18 protein-coding genes are annotated in these 19853 nt (G+C 45.4%); 14 read left to right on the top strand and 4 right to left on the bottom strand.

The window, feature by feature from the left end; translation table 11 throughout:
* The first annotated feature begins 52 nt into the window (after window positions 1–52).
* On the top strand, window positions 53–1483 hold the full coding sequence (hldE, locus tag WJM94_RS13070) for a bifunctional D-glycero-beta-D-manno-heptose-7-phosphate kinase/D-glycero-beta-D-manno-heptose 1-phosphate adenylyltransferase HldE (protein ID WP_444494653.1): 1431 nt from the start codon (window positions 53–55) through the stop codon (window positions 1481–1483).
* A 145-nt stretch (window positions 1484–1628) separates the two neighbouring features.
* Here hldE and tolC read toward each other — a convergent pair whose 3' ends face one another.
* Complete coding sequence (tolC, locus tag WJM94_RS13065; protein WP_444494652.1) at window positions 1629–2951, bottom strand: outer membrane channel protein TolC; 1323 nt, start codon at window positions 2949–2951, stop codon at window positions 1629–1631.
* 229 nt (window positions 2952–3180) lie between these two features.
* Between tolC and nudF the strand changes: the two genes are divergently transcribed.
* The 6 genes from nudF (at window position 3181) to parC (ending at window position 10259) form a co-directional block, all read left to right on the top strand.
* Window positions 3181–3828 (top strand): ADP-ribose diphosphatase, encoded by a 648-nt coding sequence (gene nudF / locus WJM94_RS13060; RefSeq protein ID WP_444494651.1) that lies wholly within the window; start codon window positions 3181–3183, stop codon window positions 3826–3828.
* Between the two features lie 3 nt (window positions 3829–3831).
* Complete coding sequence (locus WJM94_RS13055) at window positions 3832–4293, top strand: DUF1249 family protein (protein WP_444494650.1); 462 nt, start codon at window positions 3832–3834, stop codon at window positions 4291–4293.
* Window positions 4294–4339: 46 nt separating this feature from the next.
* Window positions 4340–5146, top strand: a complete 807-nt coding sequence (gene cpdA / locus WJM94_RS13050; protein ID WP_444494649.1) for a 3',5'-cyclic-AMP phosphodiesterase — start codon at window positions 4340–4342, stop codon at window positions 5144–5146.
* A gap of 54 nt (window positions 5147–5200) precedes the next feature.
* A complete protein-coding gene (gene yqiA, locus WJM94_RS13045; RefSeq protein WP_444494648.1) occupies window positions 5201–5785 on the top strand; it encodes an esterase YqiA in 585 nt (194 codons plus the stop codon).
* 304 nt (window positions 5786–6089) lie between these two features.
* On the top strand, window positions 6090–7970 hold the full coding sequence (parE, locus tag WJM94_RS13040) for a DNA topoisomerase IV subunit B (protein ID WP_444494647.1): 1881 nt from the start codon (window positions 6090–6092) through the stop codon (window positions 7968–7970).
* 3 nt (window positions 7971–7973) lie between these two features.
* Entirely contained in the window at window positions 7974–10259 is a 2286-nt protein-coding gene (parC, locus tag WJM94_RS13035; protein WP_444494646.1) for a DNA topoisomerase IV subunit A, read from the top strand.
* A 33-nt stretch (window positions 10260–10292) separates the two neighbouring features.
* Here parC and degS read toward each other — a convergent pair whose 3' ends face one another.
* The 3 genes from degS to zapG all read right to left on the bottom strand — a co-directional run bounded on the left by degS (window position 10293) and on the right by zapG (window position 13561).
* A complete protein-coding gene (degS, locus tag WJM94_RS13030; RefSeq protein ID WP_444494645.1) occupies window positions 10293–11357 on the bottom strand; it encodes an outer membrane-stress sensor serine endopeptidase DegS in 1065 nt (354 codons plus the stop codon).
* 197 nt (window positions 11358–11554) lie between these two features.
* Window positions 11555–12922, bottom strand: coding sequence for a DegQ family serine endoprotease (locus WJM94_RS13025; protein ID WP_444494644.1), 1368 nt, complete (start codon window positions 12920–12922; stop codon window positions 11555–11557).
* Between the two features lie 195 nt (window positions 12923–13117).
* The gene (gene zapG, locus WJM94_RS13020; protein WP_444494643.1) at window positions 13118–13561 is read right to left on the bottom strand and encodes a Z-ring associated protein ZapG; all 444 of its coding nucleotides are present in this window, start codon (window positions 13559–13561) and stop codon (window positions 13118–13120) included.
* A 230-nt stretch (window positions 13562–13791) separates the two neighbouring features.
* On the opposite strand from zapG, the gene zapE reads away from it, so the two are divergent.
* The 7 genes from zapE to sspA all read left to right on the top strand — a co-directional run bounded on the left by zapE (window position 13792) and on the right by sspA (window position 19852).
* Window positions 13792–14895, top strand: a complete 1104-nt coding sequence (zapE, locus tag WJM94_RS13015; RefSeq protein ID WP_444494642.1) for a cell division protein ZapE — start codon at window positions 13792–13794, stop codon at window positions 14893–14895.
* A 251-nt stretch (window positions 14896–15146) separates the two neighbouring features.
* Window positions 15147–15575, top strand: a complete 429-nt coding sequence (gene rplM, locus WJM94_RS13010; RefSeq protein ID WP_444494641.1) for a 50S ribosomal protein L13 — start codon at window positions 15147–15149, stop codon at window positions 15573–15575.
* Between the two features lie 15 nt (window positions 15576–15590).
* Window positions 15591–15983, top strand: a complete 393-nt coding sequence (rpsI, locus tag WJM94_RS13005) for a 30S ribosomal protein S9 (RefSeq protein WP_005458217.1) — start codon at window positions 15591–15593, stop codon at window positions 15981–15983.
* Window positions 15984–16530: 547 nt separating this feature from the next.
* Window positions 16531–17121 (top strand): ubiquinol-cytochrome c reductase iron-sulfur subunit, encoded by a 591-nt coding sequence (gene petA / locus WJM94_RS13000; RefSeq protein ID WP_444494640.1) that lies wholly within the window; start codon window positions 16531–16533, stop codon window positions 17119–17121.
* Window positions 17121–18386 carry a cytochrome b gene (locus WJM94_RS12995; RefSeq protein ID WP_444494639.1) on the top strand — a complete coding sequence of 422 codons (1266 nt, stop codon included), beginning with the start codon at window positions 17121–17123 and terminating at the stop codon, window positions 18384–18386. The genes petA and WJM94_RS12995 overlap by 1 nt, the downstream gene beginning before the upstream one ends.
* A complete protein-coding gene (locus WJM94_RS12990) occupies window positions 18383–19120 on the top strand; it encodes a cytochrome c1 (protein ID WP_444494638.1) in 738 nt (245 codons plus the stop codon). Before WJM94_RS12995 ends, WJM94_RS12990 begins: the two co-directional genes overlap by 4 nt.
* Window positions 19121–19216: 96 nt before the next feature.
* Window positions 19217–19852, top strand: a complete 636-nt coding sequence (sspA, locus tag WJM94_RS12985; protein ID WP_444494637.1) for a stringent starvation protein SspA — start codon at window positions 19217–19219, stop codon at window positions 19850–19852.
* The last annotated feature ends 1 nt before the right edge of the window (window position 19853 follow it).

The raw sequence follows: 19853 nt of genomic DNA, 5'->3' as shown, positions 1-19853 counted from the left end.
CGCGTAAAGGGCTGTGTTAAACTCTCGTCGATTTAATTTTTGGAGACCAATAATGAAACCAATTCTACCTGATTACAACAACGCTGGTGTGCTTATCATCGGTGATGTCATGCTAGATCGTTACTGGTATGGCCCAACCGGACGAATTTCTCCTGAAGCGCCGGTTCCAGTTGTAAAAGTAGAAAACAATGAAGAACGTCCTGGTGGTGCTGCAAACGTAGCTATGAATATCGCATCATTGGGCGGCCATGCTCATATTATTGGTCTGACAGGAATGGATGAGCCAGCAAAAGTGCTGACTGAAACGCTAAACTCGCTCAAAGTAAAATGTGACTTTGTTGCGCTGCCTGACTACCCAACGATCACCAAGCTTCGTGTTATGAGCCGTGGTCAACAGTTGATCCGTTTGGACTTTGAAGACAAGTTCGAAAATACAGACGCAGAGCCAGTACTTTCTCGTATGGATTCAGCATTGCCAAACGTAAAAGCGGTGATCATGTCTGATTACGCGAAGGGTACGTTAGAGCACGTTCAAGCCTACATTAAGAAAGCACGCGAGGCGAATGTGTCAGTTTTTATCGATCCAAAAGGTGCAGACTTTGAACGCTACCGTGGAGCAACACTGCTGACCCCCAACATGAAAGAATTTGAAGATGTTGTTGGCAAAGTGAAATCTGATCAGGATCTGGCGGAAAAAGCGTTAGCTCTTGTAGAAGAATTTGATCTTGAAGCGCTGTTAGTTACACGTAGCGAACACGGCATGACTTTGATCCGCCGTGGCCAAGAGCCATTCCACTTGCCAACACAAGCGAAAGAAGTCTATGACGTTACCGGTGCTGGTGATACGGTGATTTCGGTACTTGCTGCTTCGGTTGCGGCTGGTAAATCTTTCGAAGAAGCGTGCGCGCTGGCAAATGCGGCGGCTGGTGTTGTGGTTGGCAAACTGGGTACATCGACACTGTCTGAAATTGAATTAGCTGAAGCTGTGCACGGTAGTAAAGATACTGACTTTGGCGTGATTTCAGAGAAAGCGCTGATTGAAGCTGTGAAAAAAGCACGTGCGAGAGGCGAGAAGGTTGTCATGACCAATGGATGTTTCGATATCCTTCACGCAGGCCATGTTTCTTATCTAAACCATGCTGCTGAGCTGGGTGATCGCCTTATCGTTGCCGTGAATACCGATGAATCGGTTAAACGTCTGAAGGGACCGGGTCGTCCAGTGAACCCTACTGATCGCCGTATGGCAGTATTGGCAGGTTTGGGAGCCGTAGATTGGGTTGTACCATTTAGCGAAGATACACCTCAGCGTCTGATCTCAGAAGTACTGCCTAGCTTATTAGTCAAAGGTGGTGACTACAAACCAGAAGATATTGCTGGTGGTAAAGAAGTCATTGCAGCTGGTGGTGAAGTCCGTGTACTTAACTTTGAAGATGGCTGTTCAACCAGCGAAATCATTAACGCAATTAAAGGTGGCAAAGGTTAATCATTGATTAATGCTGCTCATAATCGTTAAACATAAGGTCGCCTGCGAGGTGGCCTTTTTTGATCCAATTGGCGATGAAGCCTTCGAGGCAATAAAAAACGCCAGTTGATAAAACAACTGGCGTTTTTGCGTATTCGTTAAAGAATTACATTGTCGGTTTCAGGCCAGCATCGATATTTAAGATATCTTGCTCACTCAACGTACCAACAGCCTGACGTAGCTGCAGACCACTGATGATGTAGTCGTAACGTGCGTTAGACAGGTTTCTGTTTGCATCGTATAAACGACGGGTTGCATCCAGAACGTCAACAATAGTACGAGTACCCACATCAAAACCTGCTTCAGTTGCTTCTAACGCTGATCGCGCTGATACCACTGACTGCTCGTAAGCTTTCAATGCGCCGATCGATGCATTGATGTTGTTGTTTTGTGCACGAACCTCTTTTACTACACTGCGGTATTGTGCTTCAAGATCTTCACTTGCCGCGACATAAGCATACTCTGCCTGTTTCGTTTGTGATGTCGTGTTGCCACCGGTGTATAGAGGAACTGATAGGTTAATACCCACATTAAGTGCATCAAGATCGTAGTCGGCTGCGCTTTCTGATCTATCTGCGTAGTTGTAACCGCCATCCAGTGTCAGCGTTGGTAGGTGACCAGAGCTAGCAAGTGAAATGTTGTCACGAGCAATATCCTGAGAAATGCGGGAAGACAGCAAGCTTAGGTTTTTCTCTTTTGCTTCTTCAATCAGAGCTTCTGCAGGGCTGTCTGAGCCGCTTGCAGAGAAGCGATCAGTATCAAGAACATTCAGGTTCTTGTGTTCTTGACCGGTGATCTCACGTAGAGATTCGTAGCTGTTGATAAGATCATTTTCTGCCAATACTTCATCAGCAAGTACGGCATCGTACTGAGCTTGTGCATCATGTACGTCTGTGATTGCAGAAAGGCCGACTTCAAAACGCTGCTTAGTTTGCTCAAGTTGGCGACCAACTGCAGCTTTTTCTGCGCGGACAAAAACGAGGTTATCTTGAGCGCGCAGTACTTCAAAGTAAGCTTGTGAAACGCGAAGGATCAAACTTTGTTGCGTTGCAGCGTAAGTAGCGTCTGCCTGACGAGCTGATTTCTCTGCAGTATCCAGCGAGATCCAAGATGCGCGGTTGTACAGTTCTTGAGTGAAGTTGATGCCTGCGGTCAGATCATTCTTGTCATAAGTCGTTTTACCCGTCGAACTATAATCGATATCGCCACGGATGATGTCGTAACCTGCAGTTAGATTGATTTGTGGCAAAAGGGCACTACGGCTAGATGTGATTGCTTCAAAAGCTTGATCACGCTGCGCTGCTACACTAAGCAATTGGGGATCGTTCTGTTTTGCTAAGTCATAGATTTGAGCCAAAGAGTCTGCATAAGCCGATGCACTTATGCTGCCTAGCGCTGCACTGATAAATAGTGGAAGCAATTTTTTCATTTTCTATTCCCGCGGTCAATAGATTGGTTAATTCTCAGTAGTTTAACTCAGTTTGAACGATATTTACTCTAAACTTTGCATTTTTTTACACTTAATTATCCATCTGTGCAATAAAAAAATGAATAATACTTAAAATAAATTATAACTATTGTACAAAAAGTTGAGCCAAGTCCTTTGAGCAAGTGAATAACAATGAGTACACTACAAGATTCACTCAGAGAGGTGCTGAATGCAACAGTGTGACAAGCGACAAAATGAGTATACTTCCCAAGATGTGGAGATCGTCTCGAAAGAGACACTGTTTCGCGGATTTTTTAAAATGGTGAAGTACCGTTTCAAACATCGGCTTTTTGCTGGTGGTTGGAGTGACGTTGTTGAGCGAGAAATGTTCGAACGTGGGCATGCAGCTGCGATGTTACCTTATGATCCGATAACGGATCAGGTTGTGATCATTGAACAGATCCGCGTTGGTGCATTAGAACATGAGCATCCTTGGCAGCTTGAAATTGTCGCTGGTATGGTAGACAAAGAAGAGTCTATGGAAGAAGTGATCCGCCGCGAAGCTCAAGAAGAGGCGGGCCTTGAAGTCGGACGTGTCGTTCCAATGACCTCTTACTATCCATCTTCGGGCGGGTGCTCAGAAAAGCTGGATATTTTTGTCGGGGAGGTCGATGCTTCTAAAGCGCATGGCATTCATGGTTTAGACTATGAAGATGAAGATATTAGAGTTCATGTGATCAGTCGTGAAGACGCGTATCAATGGGTGAAAGATGGAAAACTTGAAAATGCTGCTTCAATTATTGCAGTACAGTGGTTGCAATTAAACCATCTGGAGTTGAAATCACAATGGGGGAGCCCCCATAAAGGTGGAGAGTGAGTAATGGTGCAGACAGCTGAAAAACAGCGATATCATGTTGATTTAGTAGGTCTAATGAGAACCTATGAGACGAACTACGCTAAGTTAAATGCCTTGCTGCCTGTCTCTGCCGAGGTCGGTGACGTTCGTTGCTATCAAGCTGCGAACATGGTTTATCAACTGACCGTGAATGAAGTCACAAAATACACCACAGTTGTTGAGATATGTCAGAGTGATGAAACCCCAGTGTTTCCTTTACCGACGATGTCTGTCAGGCTTTACCACGATGCGAGGGTCGCGGAAGTATGCTCAAGCGGAGACTTCTCTCGTATACAAGCTAAATATGATTATCCCAACGACAAGTTGATGCAAAAAGATGAAAAGCATCAGCTCAATACATTCCTTGGTGAATGGCTGACGTTTTGTTTAAGAAGTGGGATCAGTAGAACGCCACTTGCATTCAATAATTTTTCGTCGCGTCATTAAAGGAAAATAATTAATAACTATATAGTGGACGAATCAGGTTTTCATTTTGCAATCATCTAGTGACAGCATCAAACTTTTACAAATCACGGATACTCATCTGTTTGCCGCAGATGAGGGAAGTTTGCTGAGCGTAAAAACTGCCGACAGCTTTGCTGCTGTGGTTGCTGAGGTTTTTCGCCGCAAGGTGGGGTTTGATTATATTTTAGCGACCGGCGATATTTCGCAAGATCATAGCGCGGAATCTTATCAACGATTCGCCGCGGGCATTGCCCCGCTTGAAAAAGATTGTTTTTGGCTGCCGGGCAATCATGACTACAAGCCAAATATGGGCAGTGTTCTTCCATCAGAGCAGATTAAGACGACTGAGCATGTGTTACTTGGTGACAAGTGGCAAATGATTCTTCTCGACTCTCAAGTAGTAGGCGTTCCACATGGGCGTTTAAGTGATCAGCAATTGGCGCTACTTGAAGAGAAGTTAAACGAGTTTCCGGATCGTCATACGCTGGTGTTATTGCATCACCACCCACGTCTTGTCGGTAGCGCATGGCTCGACCAGCATACACTGAAAGATGCGGAAGCATTCTGGCAAGTCGTTGAGCGTTTTGACAGCGTGAAAGGAATTGTATGTGGTCATGTTCATCAAGATATGAATGTGCTTCACAATGGTATTCGAGTTATGGCGACACCTTCAACGTGTGTGCAATTCAAACCTAACTCAGATGATTTTGCCTTAGATACGACATCACCTGGATGGCGTGAGTTAGAACTGCATTCGAGTGGTGACATTACGACTCAGGTACACCGACTCCCTGAAGGTCAGTTCCAACCAGATTTCTCTTCGAACGGATACTAACTAATCCTGCCCGAACAATATGTTCGGGCTTTCTTTTTTCATTGTGAGACTTTTATGACTAAACCTTCTCTATTACTTTACATCCATGGTTTTAATAGCTCACCGCTTTCAATGAAAGCAAACTTAATGCGGGAATATTGCCAGCAGCATCGACCGGACATCAAAGTGATTATTCCACAGTTGCCGTGTTTCCCTCAGCAATCCGCTCAGATGCTGCTAGATATTGTTGAGCAGTATCAGGACGATTACAAAATTGGTTTAGTAGGCAGCTCGCTGGGTGGCTTTATGTCAACCTGGCTGAATAGTAAATTTGGATTCAAAGCGGTAGTTGTCAACCCGGCAGTGAAACCTTATGAGCTGTTAGTCGACTATTTGGGTGAACAAACTAACCCATATACGAATGAAACTTATACACTTGAGGCGCGTCATATTGACGAGCTAAAAGCTCTTGATGTACAAAGCATCGCATCGCCAAATTCGTTTTGGCTGCTGCAACAAACTGAAGACGAGGTTTTAGACTATCGTCAGGCGGTAAATAAGTTTGCACAATCTAAGCAAACGGTAGAACAAGGCGGTGATCACAGTTTTGTAGGCTTTGAGCGTTATCCTGCAAAGATTATCGAATTCCTTGAGCTGTAATTTGCAGGGGGCTGTTGACCTTTCGAACAAAATTAACCACGAAAGATAAGCAGACCCTAGGAACGTTTGGAATACGCTCATAGTTTTTATTGATATATCCAAGCGTTTCTTGACATAGGCGGTTTGCTTTCCGACTATGCTTTGCCGAAAGATTTTAAGAGTCATGGACTCTGGCTGCTTTGTTATGTATCAGATTTACAAACACTAAAAGATACAAACAGGGTGGCTTTTTCGTTTTCTGAGCTCGCACATTCTAATCAGCGGTGCTCAGGCAACAAATAAACGTTGAGAACAATTCCGTATTATGACTGAACAATATAATGCTGGGGCCATTGAAGTACTGAATGGCTTAGAGCCAGTACGTCGCCGACCTGGGATGTATACGGATACAGCGCGCCCAAACCACTTGGGCCAAGAGGTTATCGATAACAGTGTCGATGAAGCGCTAGCCGGACATGCCACTAAAGTACAAGTCATCCTACATGCAGACCAATCACTGGAAGTGATCGATGATGGTCGAGGCATGCCTGTAGATATCCATCCAGAAGAGAAAGTCTCCGGTGTTGAACTGATCTTATGTAAGCTTCACGCAGGTGGTAAATTCTCGAATAAAAACTACCAATTCTCTGGTGGTCTTCACGGGGTAGGTATTTCTGTCGTGAACGCGCTTTCTAAGCGTGTAGAAGTTACGGTTCGCCGTGATGGTCAGATCTACGATATTGCTTTTGAGCATGGTGAGAAAGTCTCTGACCTTACTGTAACGGGGACCTGTGGTCGTCGTAATCGTGGTACCAGTGTACATTTTTGGCCAGATACAAAGTACTTTGATTCTGCAAACTTCTCTGTGACTCGTCTGATTAACAACCTGCGAGCAAAAGCGGTACTTTGTCCTGGCTTAGAAATCACTTTTACCGACAAAGTAAATAACCAAGACTACAAGTGGTTCTACGAAGATGGTTTAAAAGACTATCTTGTGGAAGGTGTTAAAGGTTACACCGTTCTGCCAGAAGAACCATTTACTGGTGAATTTTCAGCGGAAACTGAAGCAGCAAACTGGGCAGTGATCTGGCAGCCAGAAGGCGGTGAGATGATCACTGAAAGTTACGTGAACCTTATCCCTACCGCTCAGGGTGGTACGCACGTAAACGGCTTGCGACAAGGTTTGCTGGATGCAATGCGTGAGTTCTGCGAATTCCGCAACTTGCTTCCTCGTGGCGTGAAACTGACAGGTGACGACGTCTTCGACCGTTGTTCATACGTTTTGTCAGTGAAGATTCAAGATCCGCAATTTGCCGGCCAGACTAAAGAACGTCTTTCTTCTCGTCAAACGGCGGCGTTCGTATCTGGCGTGGTGAAAGACGCGTTCAGCCTATGGTTAAATGAAAAGCCGCAACTGGCAGAGCAACTGGCTGAAGTTTGTATCGCTAACGCACACCGCCGCATGCGTGCGAGCAAGAAAGTCGTGCGTAAGAAAGTCGCATCAGGTCCGGCATTGCCAGGTAAATTGACCGACTGTTCTGTACAAGATTTAAACCGCACAGAAATCTTCTTTGTCGAGGGTGACTCGGCGGGTGGCTCAGCCAAGCAAGCCCGCGATCGTGAGTTCCAGGCCGTCATGCCGCTTCGAGGTAAGATATTGAATACTTGGGAAGTGTCTGCAGACCAAGTTTTGGCGTCACAAGAAGTACACGATATTTCTGTCGCTCTGGGCATCGACCCTGATAATGACAACCTTGAAGGTCTTCGCTACGGTAAGGTTTGTATCCTGGCCGATGCGGACTCGGATGGTCTTCACATCGCGACTCTGCTGTGTGCCTTATTTACTCGTCACTTCCGTGCACTGGTTGAAGCGGGTCATATCTATGTCGCTATGCCGCCACTGTATCGAATCGACTGTGGAAAAGAAGTGTTCTACGCGCTCGATGACGATGAAAAAGATGGCATTTTAGAACGTTTGTCGAAGAAGAAAGCCAAAATCAACGTGCAGCGATTCAAAGGTCTGGGTGAGATGAACCCACTGCAGTTGCGCGAGACCACCATGGATCCAAACACGCGTCGTCTGGTGCAGTTAACCATTGATGACTCTGCAGCGACCATGGAAATGATGGACATGTTGCTTGGTAAGAAACGAGCAGATGACCGTCGCTCTTGGCTACAAAACAACGGCGACTTGGCAGAGGTTTAACGAATGTCTACAGAAATTACTTACGATGGCGTTGAACAGTTGCCAATGCGCAAGTTCACCGAAGACGCTTATCTGAACTACTCGATGTACGTAATTATGGACCGCGCATTGCCATACATTGGCGATGGGTTAAAGCCGGTTCAACGACGTATCATCTACGCGATGTCGGAGCTTGGTCTTTCGGCATCAGCAAAATACAAAAAATCAGCACGTACCGTGGGTGACGTGTTGGGTAAATACCATCCGCACGGTGACTCTGCATGTTACGAAGCGATGGTATTGATGGCACAGCCATTCTCTTACCGTTATCCACTGGTTGATGGTCAGGGTAACTGGGGTGCGCCAGATGATCCTAAATCCTTCGCGGCGATGCGTTATACCGAAGCGAAACTGTCTAAGTTTGCTGAAGTACTGCTGGGCGAATTAGGTCAAGGCACGGTTGAGTGGCAACCAAACTTTGACGGCACGATGAAAGAGCCGCAAATGTTGCCAGCACGTCTGCCACATATCCTGCTTAATGGCGTAACGGGTATCGCAGTTGGTATGGCGACTGATATTCCGCCACACAACGTACGAGAAGTCGCGGATGCAACGATCCACCTCATCGACAATCCGAAAGCCGATCTGCCAGAAGTGATGCAGTTTGTGAAAGGTCCTGACTACCCGACGGAAGCGGAGATCATTTCACCACAAGCGGAAATCGAGAAGATTTATCGCAACGGCCGCGGCAGCATTAAAATGCGTGCTGTGTGGCATAAGGAAGGCTCGGAAATCGTCATCACTTCGATTCCACATCAAGTCTCTGGTGCCAAACTGCTTGAGCAGATCGCAAACCAAATGCGCGCGAAGAAGTTGCCAATGGTTGAGGATCTACGTGATGAATCGGATCATGAGAACCCGACTCGTATCGTTATCGTGCCTCGCTCTAACCGCATTGATTGCGATCTATTGATGAATCACCTGTTTGCTTCCACCGATCTTGAACGCAGCTATCGCGTTAACTTGAATATGATTGGTCTGGATAACCGTCCTCAAGTGAAAGGTCTGGTTCAAATCTTATCTGAATGGATTGAGTTCCGTCGCACTACAGTTCGCCGTCGTCTGCAATATCGCTTAGATAAAGTGATGGCTCGACTACACATCTTAGAAGGTTTGTTGATTGCTTACCTGAACCTGGATGAAGTGATTGAGATCATCCGTACTGAAGACGATCCGAAAGCGGTGCTTATGGAACGCTTTGGTATCACGGATATTCAAGCTGATGCGATTCTGGATACCAAACTTCGTCATCTTGCCAAGCTGGAAGAGATGAAGATCCGCGGTGAGCAAGAAGATCTGGAAAAAGAACGTGAAAAACTAGAGCAGCTATTAGGTTCTGAGCGTCGTCTGAACACATTACTGAAAAAAGAAATCAAAGCGGATGCTGAGAAGTACGGTGATGATCGCCGTTCTCCTTTGGTAGAGCGCTCTGAGGCGAAAGCGCTGACTGAGCGTGATCTGGTACCAAGTGAACCAATTACCGTTGTGCTTTCTGAAAAAGGTTGGATTCGTCATGCGAAAGGCCACGATCTAGAGCCTGAAAGCTTGAACTACAAGTCTGGCGATAACTACTTGGCGCACGCTCGAGGCAAGAGCAGCCAACCTGCCGTGTTCCTTGGCAGTGACGGTAGAAGCTACTCGCTTGAATCTCACTCGTTGCCATCTGCACGCAGTCAGGGTGAGCCGATCACTGGGCGCTTGAACATCACTGTGGGCACCAGCATTCGCCAGGTTATTATGGGTGAAGAAGATCAGCTATGGCTGGTAGGTTCTGATGCAGGGTACGGTTTTGTATGTAAAGGCGCAGAATTACTATCGAAGAACCGCAGCGGTAAAGCGCTGGTGACCTTACCTACTAACTCTGAGGTGATGGAACCAAAAGCGATTGAAGACTTAGATTCTGATGAAATCTTAGCGATCACAAACCAGGGGCGTATGTTGTTGTTCCCAATTAAAGACCTGCCGCAATTAGCGAAAGGTAAAGGTAACAAGATCATCAACATTCCTGCCGCGAAAGCGAAAGATCGTGAAGAAGTCTTGTCACATCTTATTGCTCTGCCGCAAGGCGCATCTTTAACGCTGTACGCTGGTAAGCGTAAATTAGGTTTAAAACCGACGGACTTAGATAACTTCCGTGGTGAGCGTGGCCGTCGAGGAAGCTTGCTTCCAAGAGGCTTACAACGAGTGACGCGAATTGATATCGAACTCGGTGAATCAGACAATACTGAAGAATCGAGCGATAGCGAATAAAAACAAAAATCCCAGCCATTGGCTGGGATTTTTTTATGCCTCTTGTTTGTCTTCGGCAATGGTGACTTTTAACGTAATTTCCTTGCCTTGACGAATGATACCTACGTCGACTGTTGTACCTGGACGCAAATCAGTGACAATATCCATCACACTTTGGCGCCCCTGCACCTTATTACCATCGATACTAATAATAATGTCTTGCTTTTCAAAGCCTGCCGCGCTCGCGGGGCCATTTGGATCAATGCCAAGCACAACAATCCCACCAATGTGTTCATTACCCAATAAACGCGCTGTCACGGCATTGATGTCTTGACCATCAATACCGATATAACCGCGAATAACACGTCCGTCAGCGATGATTTTATGCATGATCTTGTTCGCTAGTGGCGCTGGTATCGCGAACGAAATACCATAGGTTTCTAAATCGGTCGCTTGCTGGAAAGAGGCGGTATTAATACCGACTAATTCGCCTTGGGTGTTCACCAGTGCGCCACCTGAGTTACCTTCGTTGATTGCGGCATCAGTTTGAATAAACGCCTGGCGTCCATCACTGATAGAGGAGCGTCCCGTCGCGGAGATAATGCCAAAGGTGGTGGTTTGTCCCAAGTTATACGGGTTACCAATGGCAAGCACCACGTCTCCAACCTGAGGTTTATAGTCTGAGTTAAGTGGAATTACTGGCAGATTAGAGCCTTCAACGCGTAAAATTGCAATATCAGTGCGTTTGTCTGTACCGACAAGCTGAGCGGCGGCGGCCCGGCCGTCCTGCAGTGCTACCACGATTTGATCGGCCTGCGCCACAACATGGTAGTTAGTAATGATGTAGCCTTTTTCGCTGACGATGACACCAGAGCCCAAGCCTTGTGTAGAAAGCTTACTGCGATCATTTTCAACGTACTTACGACTGTAAATATTCACCACGGCAGGTGCTGCTCTTCTTACGGCCTGATTAAAAGAGATCTCAAGTGACGCGATGTTACTCGGTTCAGGATCAAGTGCAGCGGGAATGACATTGTGACGTAGTGATGGAACGGCCAGTAGAACAATAGCGGCGGTTGCTAAGCCTAAAAAGACAGAACGTAATAAAAAGCTGAGCATATCCTCTCCATGCATGAACGCCAAAATGGCATAGAAAGTTGAAGAATAGCATTACATTGATAAATAACAAAAGGGCAGCACGTGATCATGCTGCCCTTTTAATTGTCTGATTAAACGTTAGTCAAAGTATTCGAGCTTTATCACCCGATGTCGTGAACGCACAGAACGAATACTTCCTCATTTTTAAACAAATGATACTAACGGATTACTAGGTAAATGGTACGCTCTCCACGCTGAATGTTCAGTGCTAAGACGCCTTTTTGCTTCTCAACAATTGCGCGCAGATCTGCTATGTTTTTCACTCGTTGACGGTTCACGCCAATAATGATGTCACCTTGTTGCAGCTGATATTGAGCGGCTGGTGAGTTTTCCACGATGCTGGTGACTTTGACACCTTGCACCGCATCACTCGGTGTCGTGTTACTCAACTCAGCGCCTTTAAGACCTTCATGTAGCGTTTCTGCTTTTGCTTTCACGTTGGTCGATTCACCCAATGTCACATCAAAGGTCTGGTCTTTGCCGTCTCGAATTACGCCCAGAGAAATCTTCTTACCAGCCCCGAGAGTGGCGACTTTGGCGCGCAATTCCGAGAACGTACTGATAGGTTTACCATTCACTGAAACAATGATGTCACCTGCTTTTAGGCCAGCCTTGTCAGCGGCACTATCCGGAACTACCTGACCAATGAAGGCTCCTTTACTCGCCTCATAGCCTAGTGCTTCCGCCAGTTCAGATGTTACTTCTCCACCCTGAACGCCCAGCATGCCACGTTTAACTTCACCAAATTCTAAAATCTGTTCGGTGAGGTTTTTCATCATGTTAGATGGAATAGCAAAGCCAATCCCGACGTTACCACCATTTGGACCCAAAATGGCGGTGTTGATACCAATCAGCTCACCATTTAAGTTGACCAGTGCGCCACCCGAGTTACCGCTGTTGATCGCAGCATCGGTTTGGATGAAGTTTTCAAAGTTTTCGACATTCAGGCCGCTTCGACCAAGCGCAGAAACGATACCGGAAGTGACGGTTTGACCCAGACCAAATGGGTTACCAATCGCCACTGTAAAGTCACCAACACGCAGCTTGTCTGAGTCGGCAATTTTAATTTGAGTCAGGTTCTTCGCTTTTTCTAATTTAAGTAGTGCAACATCAGCCATTTCATCGCCACCGATGAGCTCGGCGTCATATTCACGGCCATCGTATAAACGTACTCGAATCTCATCCGCCCCTTTTATTACGTGATAATTCGTTACGATATGACCCTTACCAGCATCAACGATGACACCAGAACCTAGGCCACGGAACGGACGTTCTCGTTTTTGCTCCATAGGGAAATCTGGGCCGAAGAAAAATTGAAATTGCTCAGGAATGCGGCTGGTTTGCACTTGTTTACCTTCTACCGCGATGCTGACAACCGCTGGGGTTACTTTTTCCAGCATAGGTGCCAAGCTTGGTAATTGCTGGCCATCCATGCTGAGTGGCAAGGCTGCTGTAGCCTGTATTGGCGCTAGAATTGAACTCAGGCTTAAAGATAGAACGGTTAGTGCAAGCAGTGGTTTTTTCATCCAATAACTCCTCTTGAAACATGTCTGCCAAAAAGAAATATCCTAACTGTTAGTAATATAAGGATTAGTTGGGATATTCAAAAGGGGACGGCAGTCCACAAGTAAGTTAGAGATGTGCGGTTTGAGAAAAGTTCAAAACAGGTCGATACAAATTTTAATTTTATGTATCGACCTGCTGGGAGAGTGAAAGAGGGGTTATGATGCTTTAGCTGTTACGACTTCAGGAGCACTAATGATTTCTTTCTCTTTGTCTTTTAACAGGCCAGTTGCGCCATTGGCGTAATCTTTTGGCTGTTCGTTAATATCAGGCTGGTCTTCTTTGATTTGCTCTGACGCCATCGCCGCTCTTTTATCAAACGGATTATCTTGTTCAGGCAGGTTCGGCAGAAGTTCAGAAGAAGTCTTAGCTAAATGCTGATAAAGCTTGGTGTAATCTTTACCCAAGGTATCTAGCATCTCTGCGGTTTGCGCAAAGTGATCAACCAGCTCTTGACGTTGTTGCTCTAGTTCAAATTTAGCTGATTCAAGTTCTTTTTTTACAGACTTCTGCTTTCTGTATTCAGGGGTGGTTAGTCTGCTAATGACTACGCCTACGATTGTACCGACCAGCAAACCCACAATGGCATGAATCCAAGGCATAACTGCTCCTTATATTTGTTTTAACAAGTCTTTTACTACTTAGTTACATGAGGTGTGCGTCCATGTTACTATGGCTTGCAAAGCCGATAAAGAAAAATAGCAGTATGTCTTCGGGGACTGATAAGTAGGGCGTGTTTATTTCTCGCGTTCATTTTCCTGCGTGTATTAATGCTCTATTCTGACATTTCCCGAGGTGATAATTCCCTGTACATCTACTACGACCTAATGCGATGACACCACTAGAACGATATCAAAATGACATAGCAGAACATGGATTTCAGCGTGATGAAGCCCAGCATCAAGCGGTCACTGCTTTAGATAAGCTCTACCATGCTATTGTTGAATTTCAGTCTGCACCGACTCCCCAGCTGCCTAAATGGCAAAAGCTCATGGGTAAAAAAGCGGAAATGCCTCAACCACCCAAAGGGTTGTATTTTTGGGGTGGTGTAGGGCGAGGCAAAACCTATTTAATGGATGCGTTTTTTGATGCATTGCCAACAGACAGAAAAATGCGAGTTCATTTTCATCGATTCATGTACCGGGTACACGATGAAATGAAGCGATTAGGCGATGTTGAAAATCCACTCTCTAAGGTCGCTGAGCAATTCAAAAAAGAAGCGGATGTGGTTTGCTTTGATGAGTTTTTTGTTTCTGACATTACTGATGCAATGATCCTCGCCACTTTGTTGCAAGAGATGTTCAAGCGTCAGATGGTGCTGGTGGCTACCTCGAATATCGAACCGCAAAACTTGTATCGGAATGGCCTACAAAGAGCTCGCTTCCTGCCTGCCATTGAGATGATTCTGCAACGTTGCGACGTACTGAATGTGGATAGCGGTGTGGATTATCGCTTGAGAACGCTTGAGCAGGCGGAGATCTACCATCATCCACTCGATGAGCAGGCAACGGTTAATCTCAATAAGTACTACCAGCAATTAACTGGAGAGAGAAATGTTGTGGCTCACCAGATAGAGATTAATCATCGTAAAATCGAGGTTATTGAAGCTAGTGATGGTGTATTGCATGCTTCATTTGCTCAGTTATGCCAGACGATGCGTAGTCAGAATGACTATATCGAGCTTTCGCGTATTTATCACACCGTATTACTTGCAGATGTCCAACAGATGAGTAGCAAAATTGATGATGCGGCAAGACGTTTTATTGCGTTGGTGGATGAGTTTTACGAGCGCCATGTAAAGCTGATCATTTCTGCCGAAGTGCCAATGGACAGCTTATATACTCAGGGGCAGTTGGAGTTTGAGTTTAAGCGCTGCTTATCCCGTTTGACTGAGATGCAGAGCCATGAGTACCTAGCAAGAGAACATTTAGCCTAAATTGGCGTGATTCTTAAAATGGCGAAGAAAAAATTAGTGATTTGGCGCAAAAAAAGGTGATTTTTTCTGCGCTCTTCTCTATAATCCTGCGACCCACCGTTACTGCAGACCTGATTATCGAAGTTATTCGACATAGAAGGTCGAGAGTACCAACGACTCGAAGGGGTGATGACTGGGCTCTTAGACAGTGTGGGAGCACCAAAAGGGTGTTCCTTTAAAGTTTAAATTTTAATTAACGGGTTATTATTAGCATGAAAACTTTCGTTGCTAAACCAGAAACTGTAAAACGCGACTGGTACGTTGTAGACGCTGAAGGTAAAACTCTTGGCCGTCTAGCAAGTGAAATTGCATCTCGCCTACGTGGCAAACATAAAGCTGAATACACTCCTCACGTTGACGCTGGTGACTACATCATCGTTATCAACGCTGAGAAAGTTGCTGTAACTGGTAACAAAGCTAAAGACAAAGTGTACTACCGTCACTCTGAGTTCCCAGGTGGTCTAAAATCTATCACTTTTGAAAAGTTGATCGATCGTAAACCTGAGATGGTTCTTGAGATTGCAGTTAAAGGCATGCTTCCACGTGGTCCTCTAGGCCGTGCTATGTACCGTAAGCTTAAAGTTTACGCAGGCGCTGAGCACAACCATGTTGCTCAACAACCACAAGTACTAGACATCTAATTGGGGATTTCGAAAATGGCAGAGAATCAATACTACGGCACTGGCCGTCGCAAAAGCTCAGCTGCACGTGTTTTTATTAAACCAGGCAGCGGCAACATTGTAGTAAACAAGCGTAGCCTTGATGAATACTTCGGTCGTCCAACTTCTCGCATGGTTGTTAAACAACCTCTAGAGCTAGTTGAACTAACTGAGAAGCTAGACCTTTACGTTACAGTTAAAGGCGGCGGTATTTCTGGTCAAGCTGGTGCTATCCGTCACGGTATCACTCGCGCGCTTATGGAATACGATGAGTCTCTACGTCCTGCTCTACGTGCAGCTGGTTACGTTACTCGTGACGCTCGTTGCGTTGAACGTAAGAAAGTTGGTCTACGTAAAGCACGTCGTCGTCCACAGTTCTCTAAGCGTTAATTTCCAATTATCGGAAATTATGCTTTCCAGATTTATTCTGGAAACTGTGCACCAAAAGCTCGGCTATATGCCGAGCTTTTTGTTTTTATCCAACCGTAAAAAATAGCGCTCAGTTTCGAAATTATTCCTCCGATTTCTTCCGCTAAGTCTGCACAATATATTCTCTGAATAATTTTAAAGTTTTATCTTAATTTGCGTGCTACAAGTTTTTTATAACAGACGTAACCGATTTTTCATCTTTTTATAATATTTTCCGACGTAATTAGCTGAAAACTACCGATATAAAAAGCACAGAGCGTGTTATGTCACGTCTCTTCCTTCTGCTTTCTTGTTACAAATCACATCAAACTTTTATAATTTTACTGCTTTTGTGACGACACGAGCGATTCGCCTCACAAATGTTACAAAAAGGTAGCTTTATCTTGTCAAAAAGTAGGGTTTTCTTTATCATTTCTCCCTATTAATAGAACAAAATTCATTATGTGTTAGCCATGCTCTTATAAGCGGAATAATAACGATCCAAGGGAGCAAATGGGAGAATGTTTGGATGAGCAACGCGCCTTTAAATAACGGTCGCAGGCGTTTTCTAACCGCTACAACGGCAGTTGTTGGCGGATTAGGGGCAGCTGCCGTCGCCGTTCCTTTTATAAAATCATGGAATCCGAGTGCCAAAGCAAAAGCTGCGGGTGCACCGGTGGAAGTGGATATCAGTAAAATCGAACCGGGCCAATTGGTTCGTGTTGAGTGGCAGGGTAAACCAGTATGGATAGTACGCCGCACTCAACAAGTGTTAGATAATCTGAAAACTATCGGAGATAAGCTTCGCGACCCTCAATCTGAAATGGAGCAGCAACCTGCTTATGCTCAGAATGAGTACCGCTCAATTAAACCTGAGTATTTTGTCGCTGTTGGTTTCTGTACTCACTTGGGGTGTTCACCTAGTTATCTGCCGGACTCTTTCTCAGAGCAAGTTCAGGGTGTTAAATCTGGCTTCTTCTGTCCATGTCACGGTTCTAAGTTTGATATGGCTGGTCGAGTGTTCCAGGGGGTTCCTGCACCGTTAAACCTTGTGATTCCTAAGCACATGTATTTGAGTGACACGAAGCTCATTGTCGGTGTTGATGAGGGGGATGCATAATGCAAGCAATGTTAGACTGGGTAGAAAAACGTATACCAGCAATGAATGCTTATAAAAAGCATTTATCTGAATACCCGATGCCGAAGAACTTCAACTTTTGGTACCTTTTCGGTTCTCTGGCTATGTTGGTTCTTGTTAACCAAATCCTTACCGGTATTTGGCTAACGATGAACTACGTTCCTTCTGGTGAAGGTGCGTTTGCGTCTATCGAATACATCATGCGTGATGTTGAATACGGTTGGTTGTTGCGCTACATGCACTCTACCGGCGCTTCAGCATTTTTCGTTGTTGTGTACCTGCACATGTTCCGTGGTCTGATCTACGGTTCTTACCAAAAGCCTCGTGAACTACTGTGGATCTTCGGTATGTTGATCTTCCTGGTTCTTATGGCAGAAGCGTTCATGGGTTACCTACTACCATGGGGTCAGATGTCATACTGGGGTGCACAGGTAATCATTTCATTGTTTGGTGCGATTCCTGTTATCGGTGACGATTTAACACTTTGGATCCGTGGTGACTACATCATCTCTGGTGCAACGTTGAACCGTTTCTTCGCACTTCACGTTATCGCGCTACCTATCGTACTGCTTCTACTGATCGTTCTTCACGTATTGGCGCTGCACGAGGTTGGTTCAAACAACCCTGACGGTATCGAGACTAAGCTGCCTAAAGGCACGATGGGCGATGATTACAAAACGCAGTTCAAGTTCCACGATTACTACTCGAAAAAATACGACATCATCGATTCTATTCCGTTCCACCCATACGGTACGGTAAAAGATTTGGTTGGTGTTGCTGGTTTCTTGTTCTTGTTCTGTTACGTGCTGTTCTTCAACCCAGAAATGGGTGGTTACTTCTTAGAGCCGCCTAACTTTGAAGCAGCGAACCCACTGAAAACACCTGCGCACATCGCTCCTGTGTGGTACTTCACACCGTTCTATGCAATCTTGCGTGCAGTTCCGGACAAGCTGTTGGGTGTAATCCTTATGGGTGCCTCGATTGCAGTACTGTTTGTTCTACCTTGGTTGGATCGTTGTAAAGTACGTTCTTACCGTTACCGTAGCAAACTTCATCTGTTGAATATTATCCAATTCACTATTAGCTTCATTGCGCTAGGTATTTTGGGTGCGCTGCCAGCCACACCAACATACACACTACTAGCACAGATCTTTAGTTTGGGTTACTTCATGTTCTTCGTACTGCTGTTCTTCTACAGCAAAAATGAAGCAACCAAACCATTACCAGAGAGGGTAACATTCAAATGAAGAAGTGGATTGTAATTCTATTTGCTATGTTGCCATCTCTAGCGATGGCATCGGGTGCCAGCGTGCATCTTGATAAAGCGCACGTAGACCTAACGGATAAAGCTTCGCTGCAAAACGGCGCGAAGCTATTCATGAACTACTGTTTTGGCTGCCACTCTACGCAATATCAGCGTTATGAGCGTGTCGCAACCGATTTGGAAATTCCAACGGACTTAATGAAAGAGAACCTGATTTTCAACCCAGAGGCGAAAATCGGTGATCTGATGGTTAACGCAATGCCACCTAAGCAAGCGGCAAACTGGTTTGGTGCTCCACCACCAGATTTGACGCTGGTTGCCCGAGTTCGCGGTGCTGACTGGATTTACACTTACTTGCGTTCTTTCTATGTGGATCCATCACGTCCGTTTGGTGTGAATAACATTGTCTTCCCAAGTGTTGGTATGCCACACGTTCTAGAAGAACTACAAGGTATTCCAACGCCGGTTTACGATACTCATGTCGCTGATGGAGAAGAAGTACAAGTTGTTGTTGGTACTGAAACGAACGGTACTGGTGAGCTTAGCACTGGCGAATACGACAAAGCGGTCGGCGATTTAGTTAACTTCCTGGTTTACTCTGGTGACCCAGTGCAACTAGAGCGCCACTCAATTGGTTGGTGGGTTATGGGCTTCTTAGTCATTCTGACCATCATTGTTGTGTTGCTGAAGAAAGAGTATTGGCGTGATGTGCATTAATTGTGCTAAAATGTCATGCTAATTCCCAATTTTAATTGATGTACAATGGAGGCTTAGCCTCCATTGTTTTTATTTGTAAGTGTACTGGAGGGCTCCATGGCTGTAGCTGCCAACAAACGTTCTGTGATGACTCTTTTCTCAAGTGCATCAGATTTATATAGCCATCAGGTTCGCATTGTACTAGCTGAAAAAGGCGTAAGTGTTGAAGTAGAGCTTGTTGATGAAGCTAACCTTCCTGCTGAGCTTGTTGAGCTAAACCCATATAAATCAGTGCCAACTCTTGTTGATCGCGAGCTCGCGCTTTACGATTCAAAAATCATCATGGAGTACCTGGACGAGCGTTTTCCTCATCCGCCTCTAATGCCGGTTTACCCTGTTGCTCGTGGTAACAGCCGCTTGATGATGTACCGTATCGAACGTAACTGGTACTCACTAGCTGAAAAAATCATGAAAGGTAATGCGGAAGAATCAGAAAAAGCACGTACTAAACTGCGTAACGACCTTCTGACTCTAGCGCCAATCTTTGCTGAATATGAGTACTTCATGAGCGAAGAATTCAGCCTGATTGATTGTTACCTAGCTCCATTGTTGTGGCGTTTACCTCAACTTGGCATCGATTTAATCGGCCCAGGTTCAAAAGAAATTAAGGTATACATGAACCGCGTATTCGAACGTGATTCTTTCCTTGCTTCTTTGACTGAAGCTGAACGTGAAATGCGTCTGGTTCGTTAAG

The organism is Vibrio sp. YIC-376, from assembly GCF_052353105.1.
Classification (GTDB): Bacteria; Pseudomonadota; Gammaproteobacteria; order Enterobacterales; family Vibrionaceae; genus Vibrio.
Note: the sequence above shows the minus strand (reverse complement) of the source record. Positions and strands in the feature narration are given on the sequence as shown.